This is a genomic window from Formosa haliotis (assembly GCF_001685485.1).
In the GTDB taxonomy this organism is placed as follows: domain Bacteria; phylum Bacteroidota; class Bacteroidia; order Flavobacteriales; family Flavobacteriaceae; genus Formosa; species Formosa haliotis.
Genome location: NZ_BDEL01000001.1, coordinates 1,736,917 through 1,759,352 on the forward strand (window position 1 = coordinate 1,736,917; position 22,436 = coordinate 1,759,352).

Sequence of the window (22,436 nt, forward strand, 5' to 3'; positions counted from 1 at the left end):
GGAATATTCAAAAAAAACACTCTATTAACTTAATTTATCTAAAAGCATTTAAAAGTATGTCTTGTTCCTTTTTTCTGTTTATTTTTAATCCTTTATTGGATTTTTAGATTATGAATAAAATTACACTTATGATGCATTGCAATGACCAACCTGGAATCATTGCATCTGTATCAAATTTTATCGCTCAAAACGGAGGTAACATTGTATATATCGATCAGCACGTAGATCGCGAACAAAACATTTTTTTCATGCGATTAGAAAGCGAATTTGAAAAAGACATTTTAGATCTCGACGCGTTAAAGGAAGCTTTTAAAAACACATTGGTAAAACAATTTGTAATGAAGTGGCGTATTTATACTTCGGAAGTTAAACCTCGTATGGCGCTTTTTGTTTCGAAATACGATCATTGTTTATACGATATTTTAGGCCGATATAATTCGGGTGAACTCAATGCTGAAATCCCTTTTATACTAAGTAATCATTTAGATTTAAAACCCATAGCCGACAGCTTCAACATTCCGTTTTATCATGTACCCGTTACTAAAGATACCAAGGCTGAAGCAGAAGCTAAGCAATTAGAAATTCTGAAGAAATACAAGATTGACTTTATCGTGCTTGCGCGGTATATGCAAATTATTTCACCTAAATTAATTAGTGAATACCCAAACAAAATCATTAACATTCACCACTCCTTTTTACCTGCTTTTGTGGGTGCTAAACCTTATCATTCGGCATACAAACGCGGTGTGAAAATTATTGGAGCTACTAGCCACTATGTCACCGAAGATTTAGATGCTGGGCCTATTATAGAGCAAGATGTAGCCCGTGTTTCTCATACACATGCCATAGAAGATTTAATTGCAAAAGGACGGGATTTAGAAAAAATAGTACTCGCTACAGCCATTAAATTACATATTAACAGAAAGGTTATGGTGTTTAATAATAAGACTCTTATTTTTTATTAAGCCTTATAAATATTAATTACGATGTTCTACATCTAATGCCGATTTAATTAAATCTTGAAGTTCGGGTTTACAAGATTGTTGTACATAAGTAAATTGTAAACGCGACAAAAAAGACCGCAAAACATAGACTTGCATGTCGGTATTATTTAAATGCAATAATTCATCTTGCCAAATGGCAAACAAGGTTTGGACGATGTTTGGACTATCGCTATAATGTAAATTTAACTGGCGACATAAACTCTTTGAATAATTTTTAAATAACAACGGATGTTGAATGAGACGTTTAAAATAAATATGCGTTTTTTTAACGAGTTCTGCTTTAGAATTTAATTCATGAATAAAAAAATCGAGGACAGACATCTTTTTCTTTGCCAATAATATAAGTATGGCATCAATTATAAGCTCCTTGTTCGGGGTTTCATGCTCATAATACACATCTAACCCTACATTAGTATTGATAACCAAGACTTCGCAACGCATACTATCTACCAAAAACTGACGTAACACATCGGCTTCATGAACCGAAATTATAAGTTGTTTTTTAAACCCTTTACTAGAAAAACTAACTAATTTAAGCTGAAAAGTTTTCATGAATCTTATATTATAAAAGCATTATAGTTAAGTTTAGTATGCCATAACATCCTATTAGGACCAATAAACTCAGGCTTCTTTAAAAGAAAGCATTGCAACAGCAAGTTAAAAATTATCGTTCTAATTTTTTCTCAAATTCACATAACTTTATGCTATTCTTCTAAAATATACATATATTTTTGCCAATCAAATCTTTAAAAATTAAAAAATTGAAACGAATTATTTTAGCAGCCCTACTTCTGGTATCCTTAAACACTTCTGCACAATCCTTAAGAGATATCGCTAATTCCATAATTGGCGGAAAGTCTAAAAACATAAGTACTACAGATATAGCTTCTGGACTTAGAGAAGCCTTAAACTTAGGAATAGAAAAACAAGTAAATTCACTTACTCAAGAAGATGGTTTTTATAAAAACGATTTGGTTAAAATTGTAATGCCAGAAGAACTTCAAAAAGTGGATCTTGCTTTAAGACGTGTAGGCTTAGGAAGTTTGGCAGACGAAGGTATAAAAGTTTTAAACCGAGCTGCCGAAGATGCTGTAAAAGAAGCCACTCCAATTTTTGTTGATGCAGTAAAAGACATAACTTTCGATGATGCAAAAAGCATACTTCTTGGGAATGACGATGCTGCAACTTCCTATTTAACCACGAAAACACAATCTGCACTTTACGACAAATTTCATCCTGTAATTAACGAATCGTTTACTAAAGTAGGTGCAGACAAAGTTTGGAGCAACCTAATTTCTAAGTACAACAGCTTACCGTTTATATCGAAAGTAAACCCTGATTTAACAGACTATGTAACTTCTGAAGCATTAGAAGGTGTATATACTATGATTGCCGTTGAAGAAAAAGAAATTAGAACGTCTGCAGCCGCAAGATCTACAAAACTATTACAATCTGTATTCCAATTACAAGACTAAAGTTATACCATTATAACTTTTAATTGATTTAGTAATAATGTTAGTTTAACACAACATATCGCATTATAATCGAACTTCGCAAATAGTTAGTTAGAGTTTCTTCTTAGTTACTTTATAGTTTGGTTAGTTTGTCTAAAAAAAGCAGTTCGATTGGAATTGCTTTTTTTTTGAAAATTTTATGATTTTACGGTTTTCTGTTTAGTTTTTTTTAGTGTATATTTAAAACACTAAGTTTCAATAAGATGGACCGTACAGATATAATTTCAAAAAACCAAAAAAGCTCAATAAACGCTACAAGCAACTTATTGAACAGGCGTATAATTTTCGCCAGACCGATTCCGCAATGAGCGATATCTCTGAATATCAAGCTATTAAGTTATTAAATAAAATTAATCGTTTAAAATACTTATACAGAGGAGATTCGCCTCTACCTTTACAATAATAAATTATCATATTATTAACGTTATCCGCACAACCTTTGGCATGATTTTTACGTAATTATATGCAAATACGTTAATATTATGAGTAAACAATTTTGTAAAGTCGGACAAGTTAAGCCTAACCTTAAAAGGCTATTAAAAATAGAAGAATTACAAAGCCTATATAATGCTTTTATAGAAGAAGCTTACAATGTTATGCAAACTGATTGCAGCTTAAGCGACTATTTATATTTTGAAGCTTCGAAATTAAGAAAACAAATGATTACCATTGAAGCTACTAACGAAGACAAGTTTCGTTCAGCGCTTTAAAATAATCGAACGCTTTTGTTAAGTGAGATCCATACCAAGAGAACATTTCTCCATCGACTAATATAATTTTAGAATTTGGAAAAAATGATTCAAACTCATTGATATGCTCTTTTGTAAAAGGATAAGGTTCACTAGATAAAAAAACCAGGTCGGGATTTTTATCTGTGTGTTCCACAATTATTTCTGGATAACGTTCTTCTGCACTAAACACGTTATCTAATTTATTTTGCTGCAATATGTAATTAATAAACGTATTGTTTGCGGCTACCATATATGGCGATTTCCAAATAAAATACGCCACACTCAAATTTATTTTATTTTCAAGGTAATCTTGAAATGCCTCTTGTTGTTGCGCTATACTCTCTTGTAATTCTTTTGCAACCATTTCTTTATTAAACAGCTCACCATACATAGCGATGAGTTCCTGACTATCGCCTATTGTAAATATATCGGAGATATGAACCTGAGCTATAGCCTCAAGATCGGCAATCATAGCTTTAGAATTCTCTTCCTTATTACATAAAATGATGTCGGGGTTTAAGGCTGCAATTTTATCTAGATGTACTTGCTTGGTACCACCAACTATCTTTTTGGCTGAACGTAAATGATTGGGATGAACACAAAATTTAGTAATCCCTACAATGTCTTTTTCTAAACCTAAATCGCATAACAATTCTGTCTGACTAGGCACGAGGCTAACAATGCGTTTAGGGACAGCATTTAATTGAAGTTTTCTATGTAACTGGTCAATAAAAACGGGCACAATACTATTATTGAGCTTTTAAAATAGCTTCCATATCTCGCTGAAGTATTGCTGCATTTTTTGCTGCTGCCTCGGCAAAATCGGTTCCATTTGAAGCGTAAATAATTCCGCGAGACGAATTAATTAACAAGCCTATATTGTCTGTCATACCGTATTTACACACTTCTTGTAAGCTTCCGCCTTGAGCTCCAACTCCAGGAACTAACAGAAAACTCTCTGGAATTATTTTTCTGATGTCTGTTAAATATTCGGCTTTGGTAGCACCTACAACATACATTAATTGCTCTGCATGTTCCCATGTTTTAGAGGTTTCTAGTACCTGCTTATATACTTCTTTGCCGTCTATAGTTTTGGTCTGAAAATCGAATGCCCCTTGATTAGAGGTTAAAGCCAACAAAATGGTATGTTTATCTTTAAAAGCTAAAAATGGCTCCACAGAATCCTTTCCCATATACGGTGCTACTGTTACACTATCGAATGCTAGATCTTCTAAAAAGGCTTTAGCATACATGGTACTTGTATTCCCTATATCTCCTCGTTTAGCATCAGCAATAGTAAATATTTCGGGGTGATTGTCATTTAAATAATTAATAGTTTTCTCTAAAGCTCTCCATCCTTTTAAACCATAAGCTTCGTAAAAAGCGGTATTGGGTTTATAAGCCACACACAAATGATGCGTAGCATCTATAATAGCTTTATTGAATTCGAAAATAGGGTCTTCGGTGTCTAATAAATGTTTTGGAATTTTATTTAAATCGACATCTAATCCAATAGTTAAAAATGAATTCTTTAATCGGATTTGTTCTATAAGTTCTTGTGTAGTCACGCTTAAATCGTTTAAAAAGTGAAATGCTTAACCCGCATTTTTATATAAAAAAGCCTCTAAAAAAGAGGCTAAAAATTTAAATTACATCATCGTTAGCTTTTAACTTTTCAGTGTTTTCTGCTAACATTAATTCGTCTATAATTCGTTGTATATCGCCGTTTACAATATTAGATAAATCGTAAAGCGTTAATCCAATTCTATGATCGGTTACACGCCCTTGCGGATAGTTGTAAGTTCTAATCTTAGCACTACGGTCTCCAGAAGTTACCATCGTACCACGTTTAGCTGCATCTTCGGCATTCTTTTTAGCAAGTTCCATTTCGTATAAACGAGAACGCAACACCTTAAATGCCTTTTCCTTATTTTTGTGTTGTGATTTCTGATCTTGACATTGGGCCACCAAACCTGTTGGAATATGCGTTAAACGCACAGCCGAATATGTTGTGTTTACCGATTGTCCTCCTGGCCCTGACGAACAGAAAAAGTCAATTCTTACCTCTTTCGGATTAATTTCAATATCAAATTCTTCTGCTTCAGGAAAAACCATTACAGTTGCTGCACTTGTATGAACACGCCCTTGAGTTTCTGTTTGTGGCACACGTTGTACACGATGCACACCGGCTTCAAATTTCAAAGTACCGTACACATCTTCTCCAGAAACTTCAAACTGAATTTCTTTAAAACCTCCGTTTGTACCTTCACTAAAATCTACTGTGCTTACATTCCATCCTCGACCTTCGCAGTATTTGGTATACATTCTAAATAAATCTCCTGCAAAAATACTGGCTTCATCTCCTCCTGTTCCTGCACGTAGTTCTACAACGGCATTTTTAGTATCTTCCGGATCTTTTGGAATAAGCATAAACTTAATTTCCTCTTCTAAAACTGGTATACGAGACTTGGCTTCATCGTATTGCATTTTGGCCATATCGACCATTTCTGCATCACTACCATCGGCTATAATATCTTCAGATTCTTTAATATTTTCCATTAAGGTTATATATTCCTCACGTTTATCCATTAAAGCTTTTAGATCTTTATACTCCTTATTTAATTGCACGTAACGTTTTTGATCTGTAATAATATCAGGCTGAATGATTAAATCACTCACCTCATCAAAACGTTGTTTTACTATTTGTAACTTGTCTAACATCTACCTTATTAAATTGTGGGGCAAAAATACGATAATTTATGAATTCTACACAGCGATATTTAAATGCATAATTTCGATATTTTTTATATCAGATAAATTTGGTTGATTAAGCTTCTACGAGTTCTTCGTCGTATACCGCTTCCTTCTGCACAGGCATAATGGCATAAAGCGTAAATAGTCCTAAGCCTAAACTATAAAAAAGCGAGTTGGGTAGTAAAATAAAGGTAAATTGGAATAATAAGAAAGTGCCGCAAACAAATCGGAAACCACAAATGAAAAAATAAAACATAAGCAGTATAGAGATTTTGTAGTGTTATACCTGAAGAAATAATTCCCTCCTAAAACCAATAATCCTAATAAAACTAACGAATATAAATAATACAAATAGCGATGTAATTCACTTTTTAAAGATTGAGACATTAATCCAATCACTTCGTAAAACACATAAGCACTAACAAGCAAAATACCAGAAAAAGCAACTTTCAGTCCTATATGCATATTTTTAATACTAAAACGAGGAATTAAATAACTCGCTAAAACCAAATACCCCAAGGTAGAGAGTATAGAAGTTGCATTATTATAAAGCAATTCGTCATATCTTAAAATAAAGACATCCGAAATACAGAATAAAATTAAAACAATAAACAACTTTACATTTTTCAACCCTCCTAGAATAGCAAAAAACACTAAAAAAATTGTAGAAGTACACAAGCGAACCAACCTCAGGTTATCTACAGAAAAATTATAAATAGCCCATACGTTGATCGCTAGCAACGTTATTGAAACTATTAATATAATCTTCTTTTTTAAAGCCATTTTGTTTTCTATTAAGCTTTTACAAATGTAATTACCCAAATTGATTTTTAATAGTAAAATTAAAATTACATCAAAAAAAGGAGTGAACAACATGTTCACTCCTTTTATAATTTAATAACTCAAATGCTATTATCCGCATTTCGAAGATCCACAATCTTTACAAGTAAGACAACCTTCTTGATAGATTAAATTTTCAGAATCACAGTTACTACACGTTTGTCCTTTAGCATGAGTACCATCGGCTACAAATCGTTTTAAAGCTCTAACTACACCATTTTTCCAGGTATTAATAGATTCGCTATCTAATTGTAAACTATTAATTAAGTCTACAATTTTATCTATTGGCATGCCGTGACGTAAAGTACTTGAAATTAACTTAGCATAATTCCAGAACTCTGGGTTAAATTTATGCGATAAACCTTCAATAGTGGTTTTATACCCTCTTTTATTTTTATACTGAAAATCGTAACGTGAACTGCCGTCCTCATTTCTATTTTTAATAATTAATCCTTCATTCACCCAACGCGGAATTAAAATACCGTCCTCATCATCTGTTAAACCAGTAAATACTTCGTAAGGCTGATCGTCGATTAAACCAATAAAAGCAATCCATTTTTCTTTATTATTCTGAAAACGAACAACATCTGCCTCTAAAATTTGAGGTCGTTTTGTTGGGAATGTGGTTAACTTCTCGTTGTCTTCTTCTTTCTTATCATCGTTAGAAATTAAAACGCCCGAACGTGAACCGTCGCGATACACCGTAACTCCTTTACAACCAACTTCCCAAGCTTTTAGGTATAATTGACCAACTAATTCCTCTGTAGCATCGTTTGGTAAATTAATGGTTACACTAATAGAGTGGTCTACCCATTTTTGAACAGCACCTTGCATGGTTACCTTACTCAACCAATCTACATCGTTAGACGTTGCTTTATGATAAGGCGATTTTGCTATTAAGTCGTCTATTTCTTTCTGAGAATAGTTTACAGACAAGTCGAAACCGTTAACTTCCATCCATTGTTTGAATCGGTGATGAAACACAACGTACTCTTCCCATGAATCTCCAACCTCATCAACAAAATCTACACGAACATCTTTATCGTTAGGGTTTACTTTACGTCTACGTTTATATACTGGCATAAACACAGGTTCTATTCCAGAGCTTGTTTGCGTCATTAAACTCGTTGTCCCGGTAGGCGCTATCGTTAATAATGCAATGTTACGACGACCATATTCTAGCATGTCGTAATACAATTTACTATCGGCTTCTTTTAAACGTAAGATAAATGGATTATTTTTTTCTAATTCTGAATCAAACACGCCAAAAGCACCACGCTCTTTTGCAGTATAAACAGAAGCTCTATAAGCTTCTATCGCTAATTTTTTATGTACTTCTACTGAAAAAGCATTTCCTTTTTCGCTTCCATATTGAATGCCTAAAGCCGCTAACATATCGCCTTCTGCTGTGATTCCAATACCTGTTCTTCTTCCTTCTTCTGCTTTATGCCTTATGTTTTCCCAAAGATTTCTTTCTGTAGCTTTCACAACTGCTAATTCTGGATCGGCGTCAATTTTAGCTAAGATTCCATCGATTTTTTCCAATTCTAAATCGATAATATCATCCATGATACGTTGTGCTACCGCAATATGCTTGCTGAATAATTCGAAGTTGAAAGCTGCTTTTTTTGTAAACGGATTTTCTACGTAAGAAAATAAGTTAATAGCTAGCAATCTACAAGAATCGTAAGGACATAAAGGAATCTCTCCACAAGGGTTTGTCGACACGGTTTTATAACCAAAATCGGCATAACAATCTGGAACCGATTCATTAATAATGGTATCCCAAAATAAGATCCCTGGTTCTGCAGATTTCCAAGCATTGTGTACAATTTTTTTCCAAATTCCATCGGCTTGAATAGTTCTAGTAAACTGAGGATTCTTACTGAAAATTGGATATTTCTGAGTGTACTCGCTATTTAATTTTACAGCATTCATAAAATCATCATCGATACGCACAGATACATTTGCACCAGTCACTTTACCTTGCTCTAATTTTGCATTGATAAAATCTTCTGAATCTGGATGATTAATAGACACCGATAACATTAAAGCACCACGGCGACCATCTTGAGCAACTTCTCTTGTAGAATTTGAATATCGCTCCATAAACGGCACTATCCCTGTAGAAGTAAGTGCTGAGTTTTTTACTGGCGATCCTTTAGGACGAATGTGAGATAAATCGTGACCTACTCCTCCACGACGTTTCATTAATTGTACTTGCTCCTGGTCTATTTTCATGATTCCTCCATAAGAATCTGACTCTCCTTCATTACCAATTACAAAACAATTGGAAAGTGATGCAATTTGAAATGGATTTCCTATTCCTGCCATCGGACTTCCTTGAGGTACGATATATTTAAAATCTTTAATTAAATCGAAAATCTCATCTTCTGATAACGGGTTCGGATAACGCGCTTCTATTCTAGCAATTTCCTTTGCTATTCTACGGTGCATATCGTTTGGCGTTTGCTCGTAAATATTTCCATCGGAATCTTTAAGTGCATATTTATTTAACCAAACTCTTGCTGCTAAATCATCGCCTTTAAAGTAGGCTAACGCTGCTTGAAAAGCTTCATCTTGAGTAAATGTTTTTTGTGGAATAGGTAAGGAATCTACATTCATTGTCTTGCTTATTTTTGTTGTTACTAGAATAATTTTGAGACTGCAAATATAGGCAAGATTTTAAAACAAAACCTAAATAAAAAATTAAAAAGTTTTCAAGAAAAATCACTAAGCATCTGATTTTTAGAGTGTTAAAAATTTATCAACATAAAAAAGTTAACAAATAAATAAATTTTATTTTTGAAGCTAAAATTAGAAATCTACGACAAAACCAATACCTAAAAGCTGACGCCACTGTACTTTAGCTCCTGCTTCGGCATACTCATCTTCGTCTTCATTAATAACAACCTGCGTTTTCACATCGTTATCGTATTTAAGATGCGACCCTAAAGATGCCTTTATAAAGTTATTCACTTTAAACCCGATAAAAACTTCCCAATCTACATCTATATTTCCAAAACTGTTTAAATAATCAGTATAAAAACTAGCTGTACTTTTTAAAGTGACATTTTTAGCAAGTTCTGCTTCGTAATAATTGGTGACCAATATACCTAATTCCTCTCTCACCTTGTCTCCAGGAATTAAAATATTTCCTTCATCATCGTAAACGGCTGGCGTAACCCCAAAAGCTCCCGAATTAGCTAAATTATCGTCTAAAACAAAGGTTGCTTTAAACGTTAAAGGCGATATATAAATAGATAGTTTTTTTATATCCTTACCATATTCCATACCACCCCCGAAAAACATATAACCGGGTGCCATAAAACGAGAAATTGGATTCGAAGTGTCTGGATAAGAATATCCGTTTGCAAATTGCGTTTTAAAATTTAATCGCGCGGAATAATACCACTTGGATTTCTTAGACCGTTTATACCCTACAGATGAATTTAATTCAAACAAATCATCGGTCTTTTTTAAAGGCTCACTCTCTTGTTGGTTAATCCCGTATCTTGTATTTAAGGTACTATTCCAAATAAAATCATGATAGGTATACACCAGAGAAGACTTACCATGAAATATAGCTGAAATAGAATTACTACCCCCCGAGCTCCAATTCACAAAAGCTACCTCGTTTAAATCTATACCCGCTTTGTTTTTATTAACCCATCTCGGCGTAGCCGTAGAGTCTATGACCACTAATTTTTTCTTTATAAATAATGAATCGGGCTGAGCTATAGCAAACTGAATACTAAAACAAAAAAGAATTAAAATATAATATTTCATACCTAACTAAACGCGATTTGATCTTTACAACTTTTATTTACTCATATTCAAATTGGCCAAACTCACTTTTTATAGTTAAATGTTTACGATCTGAAGCTTCAACGCGACCAATAATTTGAGCATTTACATTAAAGGATTTCGAAATTGAAATGATATCTTCTGCAATTTCCGGTGAGACATAAATCTCCATACGATGACCACAGTTAAACACCTGATACATTTCTTTCCAATCTGTTTTAGATTGCTCCTGAATTAATTTAAATAACGGTGGAATAGGAAACAAATTATCTTTAACCACATGAAATTGATTAATAAAATGTAATATTTTAGTTTGCGCACCCCCAGAACAGTGTACCATTCCATGAATTTCGGCTTTTGTATATTTTGATAGAATTGCTTTTATAATAGGCGCATACGTACGCGTTGGCGATAATACCAATTTACCAGCGTCTAAAGGAGCATCTTGTACCGCATCTGTTAATTTCATCTGTCCAGAATACACCAAATCACTTGGCACAGCGGCATCAAAACTTTCCGGAAACTTTTCGGCTAAATAGCTATGGAACACATCGTGTCTTGCAGATGTTAATCCGTTACTACCCATACCGCCATTATATTCCTTTTCGTAAGTTGCTTGTCCAAAAGACTCCAGTCCCACAATTACATCGCCTGCCTTAATGTTTGCATTATCTATAACATCTTCGCGTTTCATTCGTGCTGTAACTGTTGAATCTACAATAATGGTACGGACCAAGTCACCTACATCGGCAGTTTCCCCTCCTGTAGAATGAATAGTAACTCCGAATTCTTTTAAATCTTCAATCAATTCTTCGGTACCATTTATAATTGCTGAAAGCACTTCGCCTGGAATAACATTTTTATTACGTCCTATGGTTGAAGACAACATAATATTATCTACAGCACCTACACATAACAAATCGTCTATATTCATAATCAAGGCATCTTGTGCGATCCCTTTCCAAACAGAAATATCTCCTGTTTCTTTCCAATACATATAAGCTAACGCACTTTTTGTACCTGCACCATCGGCGTGCATAATTAAACAATACGCCTCATCTTGCGATAAATAATCTGGTACTATTTTACAAAATGCATTAGGAAACAATCCTTTATCAATATTTTTTATAGCATTATGTACATCCGATTTTGAAGCCGAAACTCCTCGTTGTGCATATCGCTTACTGACTTCTTGACTCATATGAATTTTAAGTTGAAATGATTTACAAAAGTAAGCATTGTAAATTAGTTTTTTATGATAAAAAGAAGGAAAATAGAAAGCAAAAAAAATATCTTCAAGCATCTCTTTTTTATAGATATCTGAAGATATATAGATTGTAAATTTAATTTACTGCGATAGTAGGGTTACTTGTAAACCACTTCTGCAATCGCTTGTTCCTTTTGTACAGGTTGCTCGTTCACAGCTTCATTCGTCGCACTTTTATCCTGCGAATAGGTTTCCGCCTGAGAAAAAACAAATGTAGCAATTAACAGCAACAGCACACTTACAATGAGCCGTTTCATAATTAAATTGTATAGATTAATAGCACTGTAAATATATTGAAATTATCTATAACAAACTCAACAACAACATTCTAATTTTAGTAATCACCACGTCTTTTCGACCACCCACGATTTTGATAGACAAAATGTAATTTAATGTCAAAAAACCCGATGAAATTCGTAAGAAAATTCACCTTAGAATTAATCAAAAAAACGGAATAAAACTTAACACACTATAATACACCCCTTACAACAGCTGTTTTTAAGGTGTTTTGCACAAAAAAAGCTACCCGAAATCGGATAGCTTTTAAATATTTTATAGGCATCTTTAATTTATCTGGTAAACAATAGCTCTCTATATTTAGTAAGTGGCCACAACTCATCATCAACCAACAATTCGAGCTTGTCGCAGTGGTAACGAATATCTGTAAACATAGGCTTTACATTATAACAGTATGCTAGTGCTTTCTTTTCAATGTCGGTTTCTTGATTCACTGCTTTACGCTCGCCTATCATTTTAGTCACTTTAGAATTAATAGACTCGATATGCCCCGAAATTTCTTCTATAAGCGCCAACTGTTCTTTAGCAACCGTTTTAAACGTATCGCCATAAATCTCTTTTAATCCTTTTACATTTTCAATTAAGATATTTTGGTAACGTACAGCTGTAGGCACAATATGATTTCTAGCAATATCGCCCAGAATACGTCCTTCTATTTGAATACGATGCACGTAATCTTCCATCTCGATTTCGTAACGCGCTTCAGACTCCACTCTATTCATAACCCCTAAACTTTCAAAAAGATCTAAAGATTTTTTAGATACTCTTACTTTTAAAGCTTCTGGAGTCGATTTATTGTTACTTAACCCACGTTTTTTAGCTTCTTTCTCCCAAGCTTCACCGTAGCCATTTCCTTCAAAAAGGATATTTTTAGACTTCTTTATATACTCTCGTAACACATTAAATACAGCATCATCTTTTTTCATATCCTTCTTATCTATAAGGATATCAACTTCAGCTTTAAAATCGATAAGTTGTTTTGCGACTATAGAATTTAATACCGTCATAGGGTTAGCACAATTTGCTTTAGACCCCACTGCACGGAATTCAAATTTATTTCCTGTAAAGGCAAACGGAGAAGTTCTATTTCTATCGGTATTATCGAGCATAATCTCTGGGATTTTCCCTACCACATTAAGCTTTAATTCCGTTTTCTCTTCGGGCGATAATTTCCCGCTAGTCACATTTTTAAGCTCGCTGAGCACATTGGTTAATTGCTCGCCAATAAATACCGATATAATAGCCGGAGGTGCTTCGTTAGCCCCTAACCTATGATCGTTACTTGCCGAAGCAATGGCAGCACGAAGTAATTCTTCATTATCGTGAACCGCTTTTATCGTGTTAATAAAAAAGGTTAAAAATTGAAGGTTACTCATTGGCGTTTTTCCTGGCGCCAAAAGATTTACACCTGTATCTGTGCTTAAGCTCCAGTTATTGTGTTTCCCAGATCCATTTACACCGGCAAACGGCTTTTCATGAAAAAGCACTTTAAAGTTATGATGCTCTGCAATTCTATCCATTAAATCCATTAACAGCGAATTATGGTCTACAGCCAAATTAGCTTCTTCAAAAATAGGTGCTAACTCAAACTGATTAGGCGCAACTTCGTTATGACGTGTTTTAACAGGAATCCCTAACAACATACATTCGTGCTCTAAATCCCGCATAAAAGACATAGCACGTTTAGGTATGGTCCCAAAATAATGATCGTCTAATTGCTGTCCCTTTGCAGAAGAATGTCCTAATAAGGTACGTCCGGTAACTACAATGTCTGGACGCGAAGCCACCAAAGCTTTATCTATTAAAAAATATTCTTGCTCCCATCCTAACGACGCATTTACCTTTTTTACATTCTTATCAAAATACTTACACACCGCTACAGCTGCACTATCTACCGCTTGCAAAGCTCGTAAAAGCGGAGTTTTATAATCTAATGCTTCACCGGTATACGACACAAAAACGGTTGGAATACAAAGTGTAGTACCATATATAAAAGCCGGCGAAGTTGGATCCCAAGCCGTATAACCACGAGCTTCAAATGTATTTCTTATTCCACCGTTAGGAAAGCTAGATGCGTCTGGTTCTTGTTGTACTAACTCACCTCCACCAAATTTTTCAATGGCAGAACCATCTCCAATAGTTTCAAAAAAAGCATCGTGTTTTTCGGCCGTAGCTCCTGTTAAAGGCTGAAACCAATGCGTATAATGTGTCGCGCCTTTAGATATTGCCCATTCTTTCATTCCTGTAGCAATATGGTCGGCGACCAAGCGATCTATCTTCGAACCTTTAACACTAGCATCCATAACTTGATTAAAAGCTGCCTTGGTTAAATATTGACGCATAGAGGCTTCATTAAAGACATTTAGACCAAAAATACTTGATCGTCTTTCCTTTTCTTCTATATAAATAGGTACTCTATTTAATGTTTGCTTTAACGCATGAAATCTTAATATGGCCATTTCCTCATTTTTTTTTACAAATATAAAAATTCAAACTGTGACATTTTACACAAAAAGCAAATACCCCTAAAAAAGATGGGGGATTACTAATAATTTCATAAAAATATAGAATCCACCCTACTATTTTACATGGTAACTCAAAAATTAATTTATATTTGTTACTGACATTAATAACTATTACTTAATAAAATTATGGCTAAGATTAAATTAGAGTACCTTTGGTTAGATGGGTACTTTCCAACTCAAAATTTGAGAAGCAAAACTAAAGTAGAAGAGCACGAAGACTTTAAAGGGACTTTAGAAGAAATAGGAAACTGGTCTTTCGACGGTTCTTCAACAAGACAAGCAGAAGGAGGATCTTCTGACTGTTTATTAGTGCCTGTTGCCATTTACCCAGACCCAGATCGTATTAACGGTTACTTAGTAATGACCGAAGTTATGAACGCAGACGGAACACCTCACGTGTCTAACGGTAGAGCTACTATTGATGATGAAGATGATGATTTCTGGTTTGGTTTTGAGCAAGAATACTTTATTATGGATACTAAAACACAACTTCCTTTAGGATTCCCTATTGGTGGTTACCCTGCTCCTCAAGGTATGTACTACTGTTCTGTAGGTGGAAAAAACACTCACGGTAGAGACTTAGTTGAAGAGCACGCTGATTTATGTATCGAAGCTGGCTTAAACTTTGAAGGTATTAACCAAGAAGTTGCTTGTGGACAATGGGAATTCCAATTATTCGCAAAAGGTGCTAAAAAAGCTGGAGATGAAATTTGGATTGCTAGATATTTATTAGACCGTTTAACTGAAAAGTATGGCTACTATATCGAGTATCACCCAAAACCTCTAGGTAAAGATATGGACTGGAATGGTTCTGGTATGCACGCAAACTTCTCTAACAGTACATTAAGAACTTGTGGAGATAAAGAAGTTTACGCTGCTATTTGTGAAGCTTTCCGCCCAGTGGTTAAAGAACACATTGCTGTTTACGGAGAGTTTAACGACCAACGTTTAACAGGTTTACACGAAACTGCTGCTATTACAGACTTCTCTTGGGGAGTTTCAGATAGAGGAGCTTCTATCCGTATTCCATTAATCGCTGTTGAAAAAGGATACAAAGGATGGTTAGAAGACCGTCGTCCAGCTTCAAACGCAGATCCATACAAGATTGCTGCTAGAATTATAAAAACAGTTAAGTCTGCAAAATTATAATTTAAGAGTATATAACTTTATACAAAAACCGTCTGAAATGTATTTCAGGCGGTTTTTTTAGTTGTAGTCGGTAGTGTAGTTGTTAGGATCAAGTCTAAAAGTTGTGGGATTTATATATTACGCATAAATAGATGCTAGTCTAAATAAGAAAAAATCTATATTTCTGACACCTCTAAATTGTGCTCTAAAAGCTTTTATTTTAGCATTGAAAGATTCAGCCGATGCGTTTGTACTTCTGTTATCGAAATAATTTAGTATATTTTTGTAATGAATAGACATGGTTCTTGCTATTGTATTAAAGCTTTTAAACTCCGCTTTTCTTACTTTTTCATCCCATTTCGCTAGTCTAATTAATGCAGATGTTTTATCTTTTGAATTATTAAATATCCATGATAAGTTCTGACATAGATTATATGCCTTTTCTAAATCTGGATATCTCTGAAATAGAACTTCCGCTCTTTGAGATTGATTTTTAGTCCATTTTGAACTTGATTTGTATAGTAAATATCTGCTTCTAGCGAGTAACTGTTTGAGTGTATCTCCATTTTTAAGGAGTTCAGGGGTAAACTTCAGGGATTTACTTCTTGCTTTTTCTATAGCATCGTTTTCTAGGTCTATAGCATCCCATCTATGCTTAATTCTAATCTCTTGTAATGCATCTAGTGCTAATTTTTGAACATGGAAACGATCTATAACCAATGTCGCATTGGGGAATGATTTCTTAACTATCAGTCCCATATTTCCAGCCATATCTAAAGTTACTTCCTTAACCTTACTTCTTTGTTTTAGAGGGATTTTGCGTAGTATATTAATAACCGTTTCAGCTTTGGTTCCTTTTACCATTGCTATTATAGCTCCTGTCTTTCCTTTTGCGGATTTATTTGTTATTATGGTATATAAATCACCATTGGAGAAAGCTGTTTCGTCCAATGAAAGGTAACCCCCGATGTTTTGAGGAAATAACATCCAATTTCTTGCATGCGACTTTTGATCCCAAGATTTAAAGTCACTTAAATAATCTTTATATTGTCTTTGCATACTTCTAGGGTTTACTCCATAGAATTTAGCGACCAGAGTTGTGCAAGAAGCATTATTACTAATAGAGTTCTTTTAAAAAAGCAGCAAATTCACTAGTCATTCTAGTGCCTTTTGCTACTAATTTCCAATCCCTTGTAACCACTTTATTAGTGTCTTGATTAATCCATCTTCGTCTAGTGATATGTAAGAAAACATTCTTACCTCTTATGGGGAAATCCTGAATACTAGCTTCTGGAAAAAAACCTTTAGAGTGTAGTTTTTCATCTTTATGATCCAATGGTGCATTGTTTAGTTCTGTGAAATAAAAATGAATTTCTTCAGCTTTAACCTCATGCTTAGTTAAGTCAAAATAGGTTACTAAAACTTCTGGAAGTAATAAATTAGCAATTGATAATAGAGTGTCTGAGGACATGTATTTCTTTTATTCAAAGGTCTTCCAATTTTTTGTACTCCACAACTTTTTGTGTTGAGCCAGTTGTTAGTTATTAGTTGGTAGTTGGTAGTTGGTAGTAAAGTTAACAGTTGAATTGAAACCTTTACAATCTAAACTCTTGACTCTATATTCTTGTTTCTAATTTTAAGATTGAATAATTCCTACATAAATGTGGTGTATAAAAACACCAAATAGGCTACAAAAATAAAAGCACCTTTTAGTCGGCTTAACTCAAAACGTTTAGGTAAAAACACGAGGGGAATTAGAATGGCCGAGAAACCTAACATCCAAAAAATATCTGTAGTAAGAATTGCTGGGCTATTTACATTTATAGGCTGAATCATAGATGTAATGCCCAATACACAAGCAATATTAAAAATATTAGAACCAATTAAATTCCCTAACGAAATAGCTTTTTCTTTCTTTAAAGCCGCAATAACCGAGGCCGCTAATTCCGGTACACTTGTACCAATGGCTACCATGGTAACAGAAATTACACGCTCGCTAACACCTAAAGCAGTAGCCATTTCTATAGCGCCCTTTACAAGCCATTCACTACCATAATATAGTGCAGCCCCACCTATTAACAACCATAAAAATATTTTAAAATTTGACGTACTCTGTAACGTATCATCTACATCTTCAACAGCAATTTTATCTTTTGCAGAGCTTTTAATTAATACCACTAAGAAAATAACTAACGATACAAAAAGCGCTGCTCCCTCCCATAAATCAAGGACATTTCCACTTTTCAAGAAGAAATAAAGCACTACAGACAGCAACATCATAACCGGCCAATTTAATTTATAAAAGCCGCGATCTACGGTAAGCGGAGAAATAATTGCCGTGATTCCTAGCACCAATCCTATATTGGCGATGTTCGATCCAATTACGTTTCCTAATGCAATATCTGAAGCTCCGTCTAAGGCCGCTTGTAAGCTCACTAAAAGTTCGGGTGCCGATGTCGCAAAAGACACCACCGTCATACCTATGACTAATTTTGAGATTTTTAATTTAAACGATAATGCTACCGACGAGCGCACCAGAAACTCACCCCCTACAACCAATAACAATAATCCTAAAATAACCCAAAGTAAACTCATAGCTCTACATATTTTATGCGAATATACTACAGAAATACCAATTCTATAAAGCGTATTATAAATTCGATTAAAATAAATTTACCAGCCAAAAACCAAAAAAATAGTTAAATAACTAATTTGATAGTTATATAACTACAAAAATAGTTATATATTTGAATCAGATCAATATTTAGAGAATTACACATGCAAAAACTCACCAATAAAGAAGAAGAAATAATGCACATTTTATGGAAGCTAGAGCGTGCCTTTGTAAAAGATGTGTTACACGAAATAAAAGAAGACAAGCCGCATTACAACACCCTATCTACTATAATTAGACATTTAGAAGAGAAAGGATATGTGGGATATACTGCCTACGGAAAAACCCATCAATACTATCCATTGGTAACTAAAGAAGCTTATAGAAAACGATTTATGAATAATGCTATTGAACATTATTTTAATAATTCGTATAAAAATGTAGTGTCATTTTTTGCGAAGGAAGAAAAAATTAGCGTCGAAGAACTAAAAGAAATAATTAAAGTAATAGAAAAAAACAATTAGCATGGAATACTTACTTAAAGCATCGGCCGTACTGGGTATGTTCTATTTAATTTACATGCTATGGCTTCAAAAAGAAACCTTTTTTAATAGTAACCGTTGGTTTTTACTTTCAGGCCTTATACTATCCGCAGTATTACCTTTAATTATAATTCCTATTTATGTTGCTCAAGAACCTACGACTTTAGATTTAAGTCAGTTTATAACCTCAGAATCCACCGCCCCAGAAGAAGCTATTTCATATTTTTCTTGGCTAAACCTAGCCATAGTGGTATACCTATTAGGTGTGCTCTTCTTTTCAATACGTTTTATAATTGAATGTATTTCACTTAAAACGTTTATAAATTCTCAAAACATCAAATTAGATCATGGATTTAAAATTTCGGAAACCAACCAAGAGGTCTCTCCTTTCTCTTTCTTTAAAACCATTGTTTACAACCCAAGTCAGTTTACAGCATCAGAGCTAAACCATATTATTAACCATGAAAAAGTTCATGCCCGAGACTATCATACTATCGACATATTACTTTCAAAACTAGCAACTATAGCATTTTGGTGCAATCCGCTAGTATGGTTATACAAAAATGCCCTGATACAAAACTTAGAATTTTTAGCAGATTATAAGTCCATACCAAAAACTAAAAACGCTACGGTAACTTCTTATCAAAACATATTATTAAAAACATCGGTGCCTTCTCATCAACTGGCACTTACTACCAATTTTTACAATTCATTAATCAAAAAACGAATTCTTATGTTAAACACTTCAAAATCGAAACCCATTCATGCTTTAAAATACATGGTTATTGCGCCGTTATTAGCAGCCTTTTTAATGAGCTTTAATACGAAAACGGTGTATACCCAAGTTCAAAACCAAGAGCTTGAATCTGCTACAATTAAAAGCGAAATAAACACCATCATCAACAAAGATACTCCAGACAGTACTTTTGAATCTCTAGAAAACATGTTTGAATCAATGGATGTAGATTTAAAAATCAATAAAGTAAAGCGTAATACAGCTAATGAAATCATTGCTATTTCAATCAAATCAAAAACTGAAACTGATGAAGTAAATTATAAAACGGATGCTGACACCCCTATTTCACCCATAAATATTTCATATCAATATGAAACAAAATTGATGAGTATCAATGTAGTTCAAAACAACAAGGAAGTCATGTTTACATCCTCTAAAAACGCTTCACAGGTAAATCATAAAAATTCATTTATAATCCCTACTAGTGATGGCTCAAGTATTGTAATAAAATCTTCTGGTGAAGAGTATAACGATGAAAATGTAATGTTTATTAGCGAAGATGGAAAAACAACATATGTTACCTTAAAAAATACGGATCAATCTTCTCAACAAGACAAAAAAACTTACGGTATAAACAGTGTTACATTTACAGATGAAGACGGAAAAACAACTGACTTAACGGATTCAACCAAAGCTAGGATGAATTCTAATAGAAAAGAAGGATACGAATATCATATTTCTGAAACCGTTTTTATGGATGAGGACGGTACAACAACTAGAACGGTCTATCCACCTCAAGGGAATCCATCTACTTATACACTTACAGATCCTATATATATTTTAAATGGAAAAGAAATTTCAAAAGATGAAATGAATAAAATAGCTCCCGAAAACATTGATTCTGTATTTGTTCTTAAAGGAGAAAAAGCGATTGAAAAGTACGGCGAAAAAGGTAAACATGGTGTTGTGGTTATTACTACTAAACCTAAAGATGCCATTAAAGTTAGAGCAACTAAAGCGAGTCCTAAAACAGTTCTCGAATCCAGTTCCAAGAATCCACCATTAGCCTTTCTAAACGGAAAGGAAATTTCAAGAGAAGAAATGGAAGCCATAGACCCAGACACAATTGATAATATTATGGTTTTAAAAGATGAAAAAGCCATTGAAAAATATGGAGATAAAGGTAAACATGGTGTTTTAGAAATTACTACCAAGTCTAGTAAAACCAATTCAAATCCTTGGGAAATTAGTGCTGGAGTAACAGAAGTATTTACTATAGAACATTCGGAAAATCCAATCTATTTTATTGACGGTAAAGAAGCTAAAGGAGTTAAAATAGAGGATATTGATCCGGGTACAATTGAATCCGTAAACGTTTTAAAAGATGAAAAAGCAATTGAAAAATATGGAGACAGAGCTAAAGATGATGTTATAGAGATTACACTTAAAAAATAACACCAATCTATCTCTTTCAAATTATAAAAAACAAGGGCCTCTTAAGTTGTAACAAACGTGGGGCCTTTATTATTTTTTCACAATATATTTCAAATTTAAAGGCTAACCAAGGATACAAAATCTGTGCTAATTTAAGATATCGTATTATCTTTGAAGCATGAGAATATACAACCCAAAGGAATGGTTTAAAGCCGTTTTTTACATAAGAAGGTCCGACACCTTAAAAAAACTATATCCGTATTTATTAATCACCGCTGCATTTTCTGGTGGTATTGCTTATTTAGAGCTAGAGTATTTAAATTTATCTGCAAAAAGTTGGGTAAAAAATATCACCATTGTTCATAGTCTTTTGGGTTTTGCGCTATCCCTCTTACTAGTTTTTAGAACCAATACAGCGTACGACAGATGGTGGGAAGCCCGAAAGCAATGGGGTTCATTAACCAATGTAAGTCGAAATTTAGCATTAAAAATCAATGCTTTTTTAGAAGATGATGATGCCGCCTTACGCCATTTTTACCGAAAAGCAATCCCCATGTATTCACAGAGTTTGTTTGCCTTTTTAAAGTCTGATTACACCACGTTTATGTTAGATGAAAATGAACATCCAGAACTTGGTGATGCCTTTAGTCGAAAAAAACACGGTCCGAATCATGTCGCTGCTTTAATCTTTAAAAAAACGAATTTACTTTATAAGCAACATAAAATTTCTGGAGAACAATTACTCGTTATTAACAACGAACTTGAAGGTTTAACGAATATTTGCGGAGCGTGCGAACGCATTAAAAACACCCCTATTCCGCATTCCTATAGCACATTTATTAAAAAATTCATTGTGCTTTATGTAGCCACACTGCCTATAGGCTATGTGTTCTCTTTAGGATATTTTGTTGTTCTGGCCGTACCGTTTATTTTATATGTTTTAGCGTCTTTGGAGTTGATTGCCGAAGCCATTGAAGATCCGTTTGGAGATGATTTTGACGATTTACCATTAGATAAAATGGCCGAAAACATAAAGAAACACACACAGGAAGTGTTACATCCTTAGTTTGAAAACTAGGAATAAGAATAGGGAGTCCAGAGTAAAGATTATAAAGGTTTCAAATCAACAGTTTGTTCTACTTATAACTACCGACTAAAAACTAAAGACTAATATCCCATTTCGATACTCTGTAATTCTGTTGCTCTTCATTACAGCACTCAATGGCCAAGCGGATAATGTAAT

At 33.9% G+C, this 22,436-nt stretch carries 21 protein-coding genes; 8 read left to right on the top strand and 13 right to left on the bottom strand.

Features of this window, described 5'->3' with window-relative positions; all coding sequences use genetic code 11:
• Nucleotides 1-110: 110 nt before the first annotated feature.
• Nucleotides 111-965: a formyltetrahydrofolate deformylase gene (purU, locus tag A9D35_RS06930; protein WP_066220826.1), complete on the top strand. Its 855-nt coding sequence runs from the start codon at nucleotides 111-113 to the stop codon at nucleotides 963-965.
• 12 nt (nucleotides 966-977) lie between these two features.
• Here the strand turns inward: purU and A9D35_RS06935 are convergent, their stop codons facing one another.
• Complete coding sequence (locus A9D35_RS06935) at nucleotides 978-1,556, bottom strand: hypothetical protein (protein WP_066220829.1); 579 nt, start codon at nucleotides 1,554-1,556, stop codon at nucleotides 978-980.
• Between the two features lie 278 nt (nucleotides 1,557-1,834).
• On the opposite strand from A9D35_RS06935, the gene A9D35_RS06940 reads away from it, so the two are divergent.
• From A9D35_RS06940 to A9D35_RS06945, 3 genes are all read left to right on the top strand, one after another.
• Nucleotides 1,835-2,479: a DUF4197 domain-containing protein gene (locus A9D35_RS06940; protein ID WP_439951252.1), complete on the top strand. Its 645-nt coding sequence runs from the start codon at nucleotides 1,835-1,837 to the stop codon at nucleotides 2,477-2,479.
• A 304-nt stretch (nucleotides 2,480-2,783) separates the two neighbouring features.
• Nucleotides 2,784-2,921, top strand: a complete 138-nt coding sequence (locus A9D35_RS18530; RefSeq protein WP_141675594.1) for a Lacal_2735 family protein — start codon at nucleotides 2,784-2,786, stop codon at nucleotides 2,919-2,921.
• A gap of 79 nt (nucleotides 2,922-3,000) precedes the next feature.
• Complete coding sequence (locus tag A9D35_RS06945) at nucleotides 3,001-3,228, top strand: Lacal_2735 family protein (RefSeq protein WP_066220831.1); 228 nt, start codon at nucleotides 3,001-3,003, stop codon at nucleotides 3,226-3,228.
• Here A9D35_RS06945 and A9D35_RS06950 read toward each other — a convergent pair.
• From A9D35_RS06950 to A9D35_RS06985, 9 genes are all read right to left on the bottom strand, one after another.
• Nucleotides 3,197-3,991 (bottom strand): ABC transporter substrate-binding protein, encoded by a 795-nt coding sequence (locus A9D35_RS06950; protein ID WP_066220833.1) that lies wholly within the window; start codon nucleotides 3,989-3,991, stop codon nucleotides 3,197-3,199. The genes A9D35_RS06945 and A9D35_RS06950 overlap by 32 nt on opposite strands.
• A 7-nt stretch (nucleotides 3,992-3,998) precedes the next feature.
• Nucleotides 3,999-4,817, bottom strand: a complete 819-nt coding sequence (gene pyrF / locus A9D35_RS06955; RefSeq protein ID WP_066220836.1) for an orotidine-5'-phosphate decarboxylase — start codon at nucleotides 4,815-4,817, stop codon at nucleotides 3,999-4,001.
• Between the two features lie 76 nt (nucleotides 4,818-4,893).
• Complete coding sequence (prfA, locus tag A9D35_RS06960; RefSeq protein ID WP_066220837.1) at nucleotides 4,894-5,970, bottom strand: peptide chain release factor 1; 1,077 nt, start codon at nucleotides 5,968-5,970, stop codon at nucleotides 4,894-4,896.
• Between the two features lie 186 nt (nucleotides 5,971-6,156).
• A complete protein-coding gene (locus A9D35_RS06965; protein ID WP_141675491.1) occupies nucleotides 6,157-6,786 on the bottom strand; it encodes a hypothetical protein in 630 nt (209 codons plus the stop codon).
• A 129-nt stretch (nucleotides 6,787-6,915) separates the two neighbouring features.
• Nucleotides 6,916-9,468, bottom strand: coding sequence for an adenosylcobalamin-dependent ribonucleoside-diphosphate reductase (locus A9D35_RS06970; RefSeq protein ID WP_066220842.1), 2,553 nt, complete (start codon nucleotides 9,466-9,468; stop codon nucleotides 6,916-6,918).
• Between the two features lie 192 nt (nucleotides 9,469-9,660).
• Nucleotides 9,661-10,632 (bottom strand): DUF3078 domain-containing protein, encoded by a 972-nt coding sequence (locus A9D35_RS06975; RefSeq protein ID WP_066220843.1) that lies wholly within the window; start codon nucleotides 10,630-10,632, stop codon nucleotides 9,661-9,663.
• A 37-nt stretch (nucleotides 10,633-10,669) separates the two neighbouring features.
• Complete coding sequence (locus A9D35_RS06980; protein ID WP_066225900.1) at nucleotides 10,670-11,851, bottom strand: AIR synthase related protein; 1,182 nt, start codon at nucleotides 11,849-11,851, stop codon at nucleotides 10,670-10,672.
• 164 nt (nucleotides 11,852-12,015) lie between these two features.
• Entirely contained in the window at nucleotides 12,016-12,174 is a 159-nt protein-coding gene (locus A9D35_RS18675; RefSeq protein ID WP_159427047.1) for a hypothetical protein, read from the bottom strand.
• A gap of 312 nt (nucleotides 12,175-12,486) precedes the next feature.
• Complete coding sequence (locus A9D35_RS06985; protein WP_066220845.1) at nucleotides 12,487-14,673, bottom strand: glutamine synthetase III family protein; 2,187 nt, start codon at nucleotides 14,671-14,673, stop codon at nucleotides 12,487-12,489.
• Nucleotides 14,674-14,865: 192 nt separating this feature from the next.
• Between A9D35_RS06985 and A9D35_RS06990 the strand changes: the two genes are divergently transcribed.
• On the top strand, nucleotides 14,866-15,888 hold the full coding sequence (locus A9D35_RS06990; protein ID WP_066220848.1) for a glutamine synthetase beta-grasp domain-containing protein: 1,023 nt from the start codon (nucleotides 14,866-14,868) through the stop codon (nucleotides 15,886-15,888).
• A 117-nt stretch (nucleotides 15,889-16,005) separates the two neighbouring features.
• Here the strand turns inward: A9D35_RS06990 and A9D35_RS06995 are convergent, their stop codons facing one another.
• The 3 genes from A9D35_RS06995 to A9D35_RS07005 form a co-directional block, all read right to left on the bottom strand.
• On the bottom strand, nucleotides 16,006-16,926 hold the full coding sequence (locus tag A9D35_RS06995; protein WP_218017731.1) for an ISAon1 family transposase: 921 nt from the start codon (nucleotides 16,924-16,926) through the stop codon (nucleotides 16,006-16,008).
• Nucleotides 16,927-16,984: 58 nt separating this feature from the next.
• On the bottom strand, nucleotides 16,985-17,338 hold the full coding sequence (locus tag A9D35_RS07000) for an ISAon1 family transposase N-terminal region protein (RefSeq protein ID WP_066220852.1): 354 nt from the start codon (nucleotides 17,336-17,338) through the stop codon (nucleotides 16,985-16,987).
• A 182-nt stretch (nucleotides 17,339-17,520) separates the two neighbouring features.
• Nucleotides 17,521-18,462 (bottom strand): calcium/sodium antiporter, encoded by a 942-nt coding sequence (locus A9D35_RS07005; RefSeq protein ID WP_066220855.1) that lies wholly within the window; start codon nucleotides 18,460-18,462, stop codon nucleotides 17,521-17,523.
• 183 nt (nucleotides 18,463-18,645) lie between these two features.
• On the opposite strand from A9D35_RS07005, the gene A9D35_RS07010 reads away from it, so the two are divergent.
• The 3 genes from A9D35_RS07010 (at nucleotide 18,646) to A9D35_RS07020 (ending at nucleotide 22,259) form a co-directional block, all read left to right on the top strand.
• A complete protein-coding gene (locus tag A9D35_RS07010) occupies nucleotides 18,646-19,005 on the top strand; it encodes a BlaI/MecI/CopY family transcriptional regulator (RefSeq protein WP_066220858.1) in 360 nt (119 codons plus the stop codon).
• A 1-nt stretch (nucleotide 19,006) separates the two neighbouring features.
• Nucleotides 19,007-21,214: a M56 family metallopeptidase gene (locus A9D35_RS07015; protein WP_066220863.1), complete on the top strand. Its 2,208-nt coding sequence runs from the start codon at nucleotides 19,007-19,009 to the stop codon at nucleotides 21,212-21,214.
• A 157-nt stretch (nucleotides 21,215-21,371) separates the two neighbouring features.
• Entirely contained in the window at nucleotides 21,372-22,259 is an 888-nt protein-coding gene (locus A9D35_RS07020) for a bestrophin family protein (protein ID WP_066220865.1), read from the top strand.
• Nucleotides 22,260-22,436 lie beyond the last annotated feature (177 nt).

Excerpts from the sequence above, each read along its gene's own strand:
- purU (WP_066220826.1), top strand. The coding sequence starts at position 111 with ATGAATAAAATTACACTTATGATGCATTGCAATGACCAACCTGGAATC.
- A9D35_RS06935 (WP_066220829.1), bottom strand. The coding sequence starts at position 1,556 with ATGAAAACTTTTCAGCTTAAATTAGTTAGTTTTTCTAGTAAAGGGTTT.
- A9D35_RS06945 (WP_066220831.1), top strand. The coding sequence starts at position 3,001 with ATGAGTAAACAATTTTGTAAAGTCGGACAAGTTAAGCCTAACCTTAAA.
- prfA (WP_066220837.1), bottom strand. The coding sequence starts at position 5,970 with ATGTTAGACAAGTTACAAATAGTAAAACAACGTTTTGATGAGGTGAGT.
- A9D35_RS06965 (WP_141675491.1), bottom strand. The coding sequence starts at position 6,786 with ATGGCTTTAAAAAAGAAGATTATATTAATAGTTTCAATAACGTTGCTA.
- A9D35_RS06970 (WP_066220842.1), bottom strand. The coding sequence starts at position 9,468 with ATGAATGTAGATTCCTTACCTATTCCACAAAAAACATTTACTCAAGAT.
- A9D35_RS06975 (WP_066220843.1), bottom strand. The coding sequence starts at position 10,632 with ATGAAATATTATATTTTAATTCTTTTTTGTTTTAGTATTCAGTTTGCT.
- A9D35_RS06980 (WP_066225900.1), bottom strand. The coding sequence starts at position 11,851 with ATGAGTCAAGAAGTCAGTAAGCGATATGCACAACGAGGAGTTTCGGCT.
- A9D35_RS18675 (WP_159427047.1), bottom strand. The coding sequence starts at position 12,174 with ATGAAACGGCTCATTGTAAGTGTGCTGTTGCTGTTAATTGCTACATTT.
- A9D35_RS06985 (WP_066220845.1), bottom strand. The coding sequence starts at position 14,673 with ATGGCCATATTAAGATTTCATGCGTTAAAGCAAACATTAAATAGAGTA.
- A9D35_RS06990 (WP_066220848.1), top strand. The coding sequence starts at position 14,866 with ATGGCTAAGATTAAATTAGAGTACCTTTGGTTAGATGGGTACTTTCCA.
- A9D35_RS06995 (WP_218017731.1), bottom strand. The coding sequence starts at position 16,926 with ATGCAAAGACAATATAAAGATTATTTAAGTGACTTTAAATCTTGGGAT.
- A9D35_RS07000 (WP_066220852.1), bottom strand. The coding sequence starts at position 17,338 with ATGTCCTCAGACACTCTATTATCAATTGCTAATTTATTACTTCCAGAA.
- A9D35_RS07005 (WP_066220855.1), bottom strand. The coding sequence starts at position 18,462 with ATGAGTTTACTTTGGGTTATTTTAGGATTATTGTTATTGGTTGTAGGG.
- A9D35_RS07010 (WP_066220858.1), top strand. The coding sequence starts at position 18,646 with ATGCAAAAACTCACCAATAAAGAAGAAGAAATAATGCACATTTTATGG.
- A9D35_RS07015 (WP_066220863.1), top strand. The coding sequence starts at position 19,007 with ATGGAATACTTACTTAAAGCATCGGCCGTACTGGGTATGTTCTATTTA.
- A9D35_RS07020 (WP_066220865.1), top strand. The coding sequence starts at position 21,372 with ATGAGAATATACAACCCAAAGGAATGGTTTAAAGCCGTTTTTTACATA.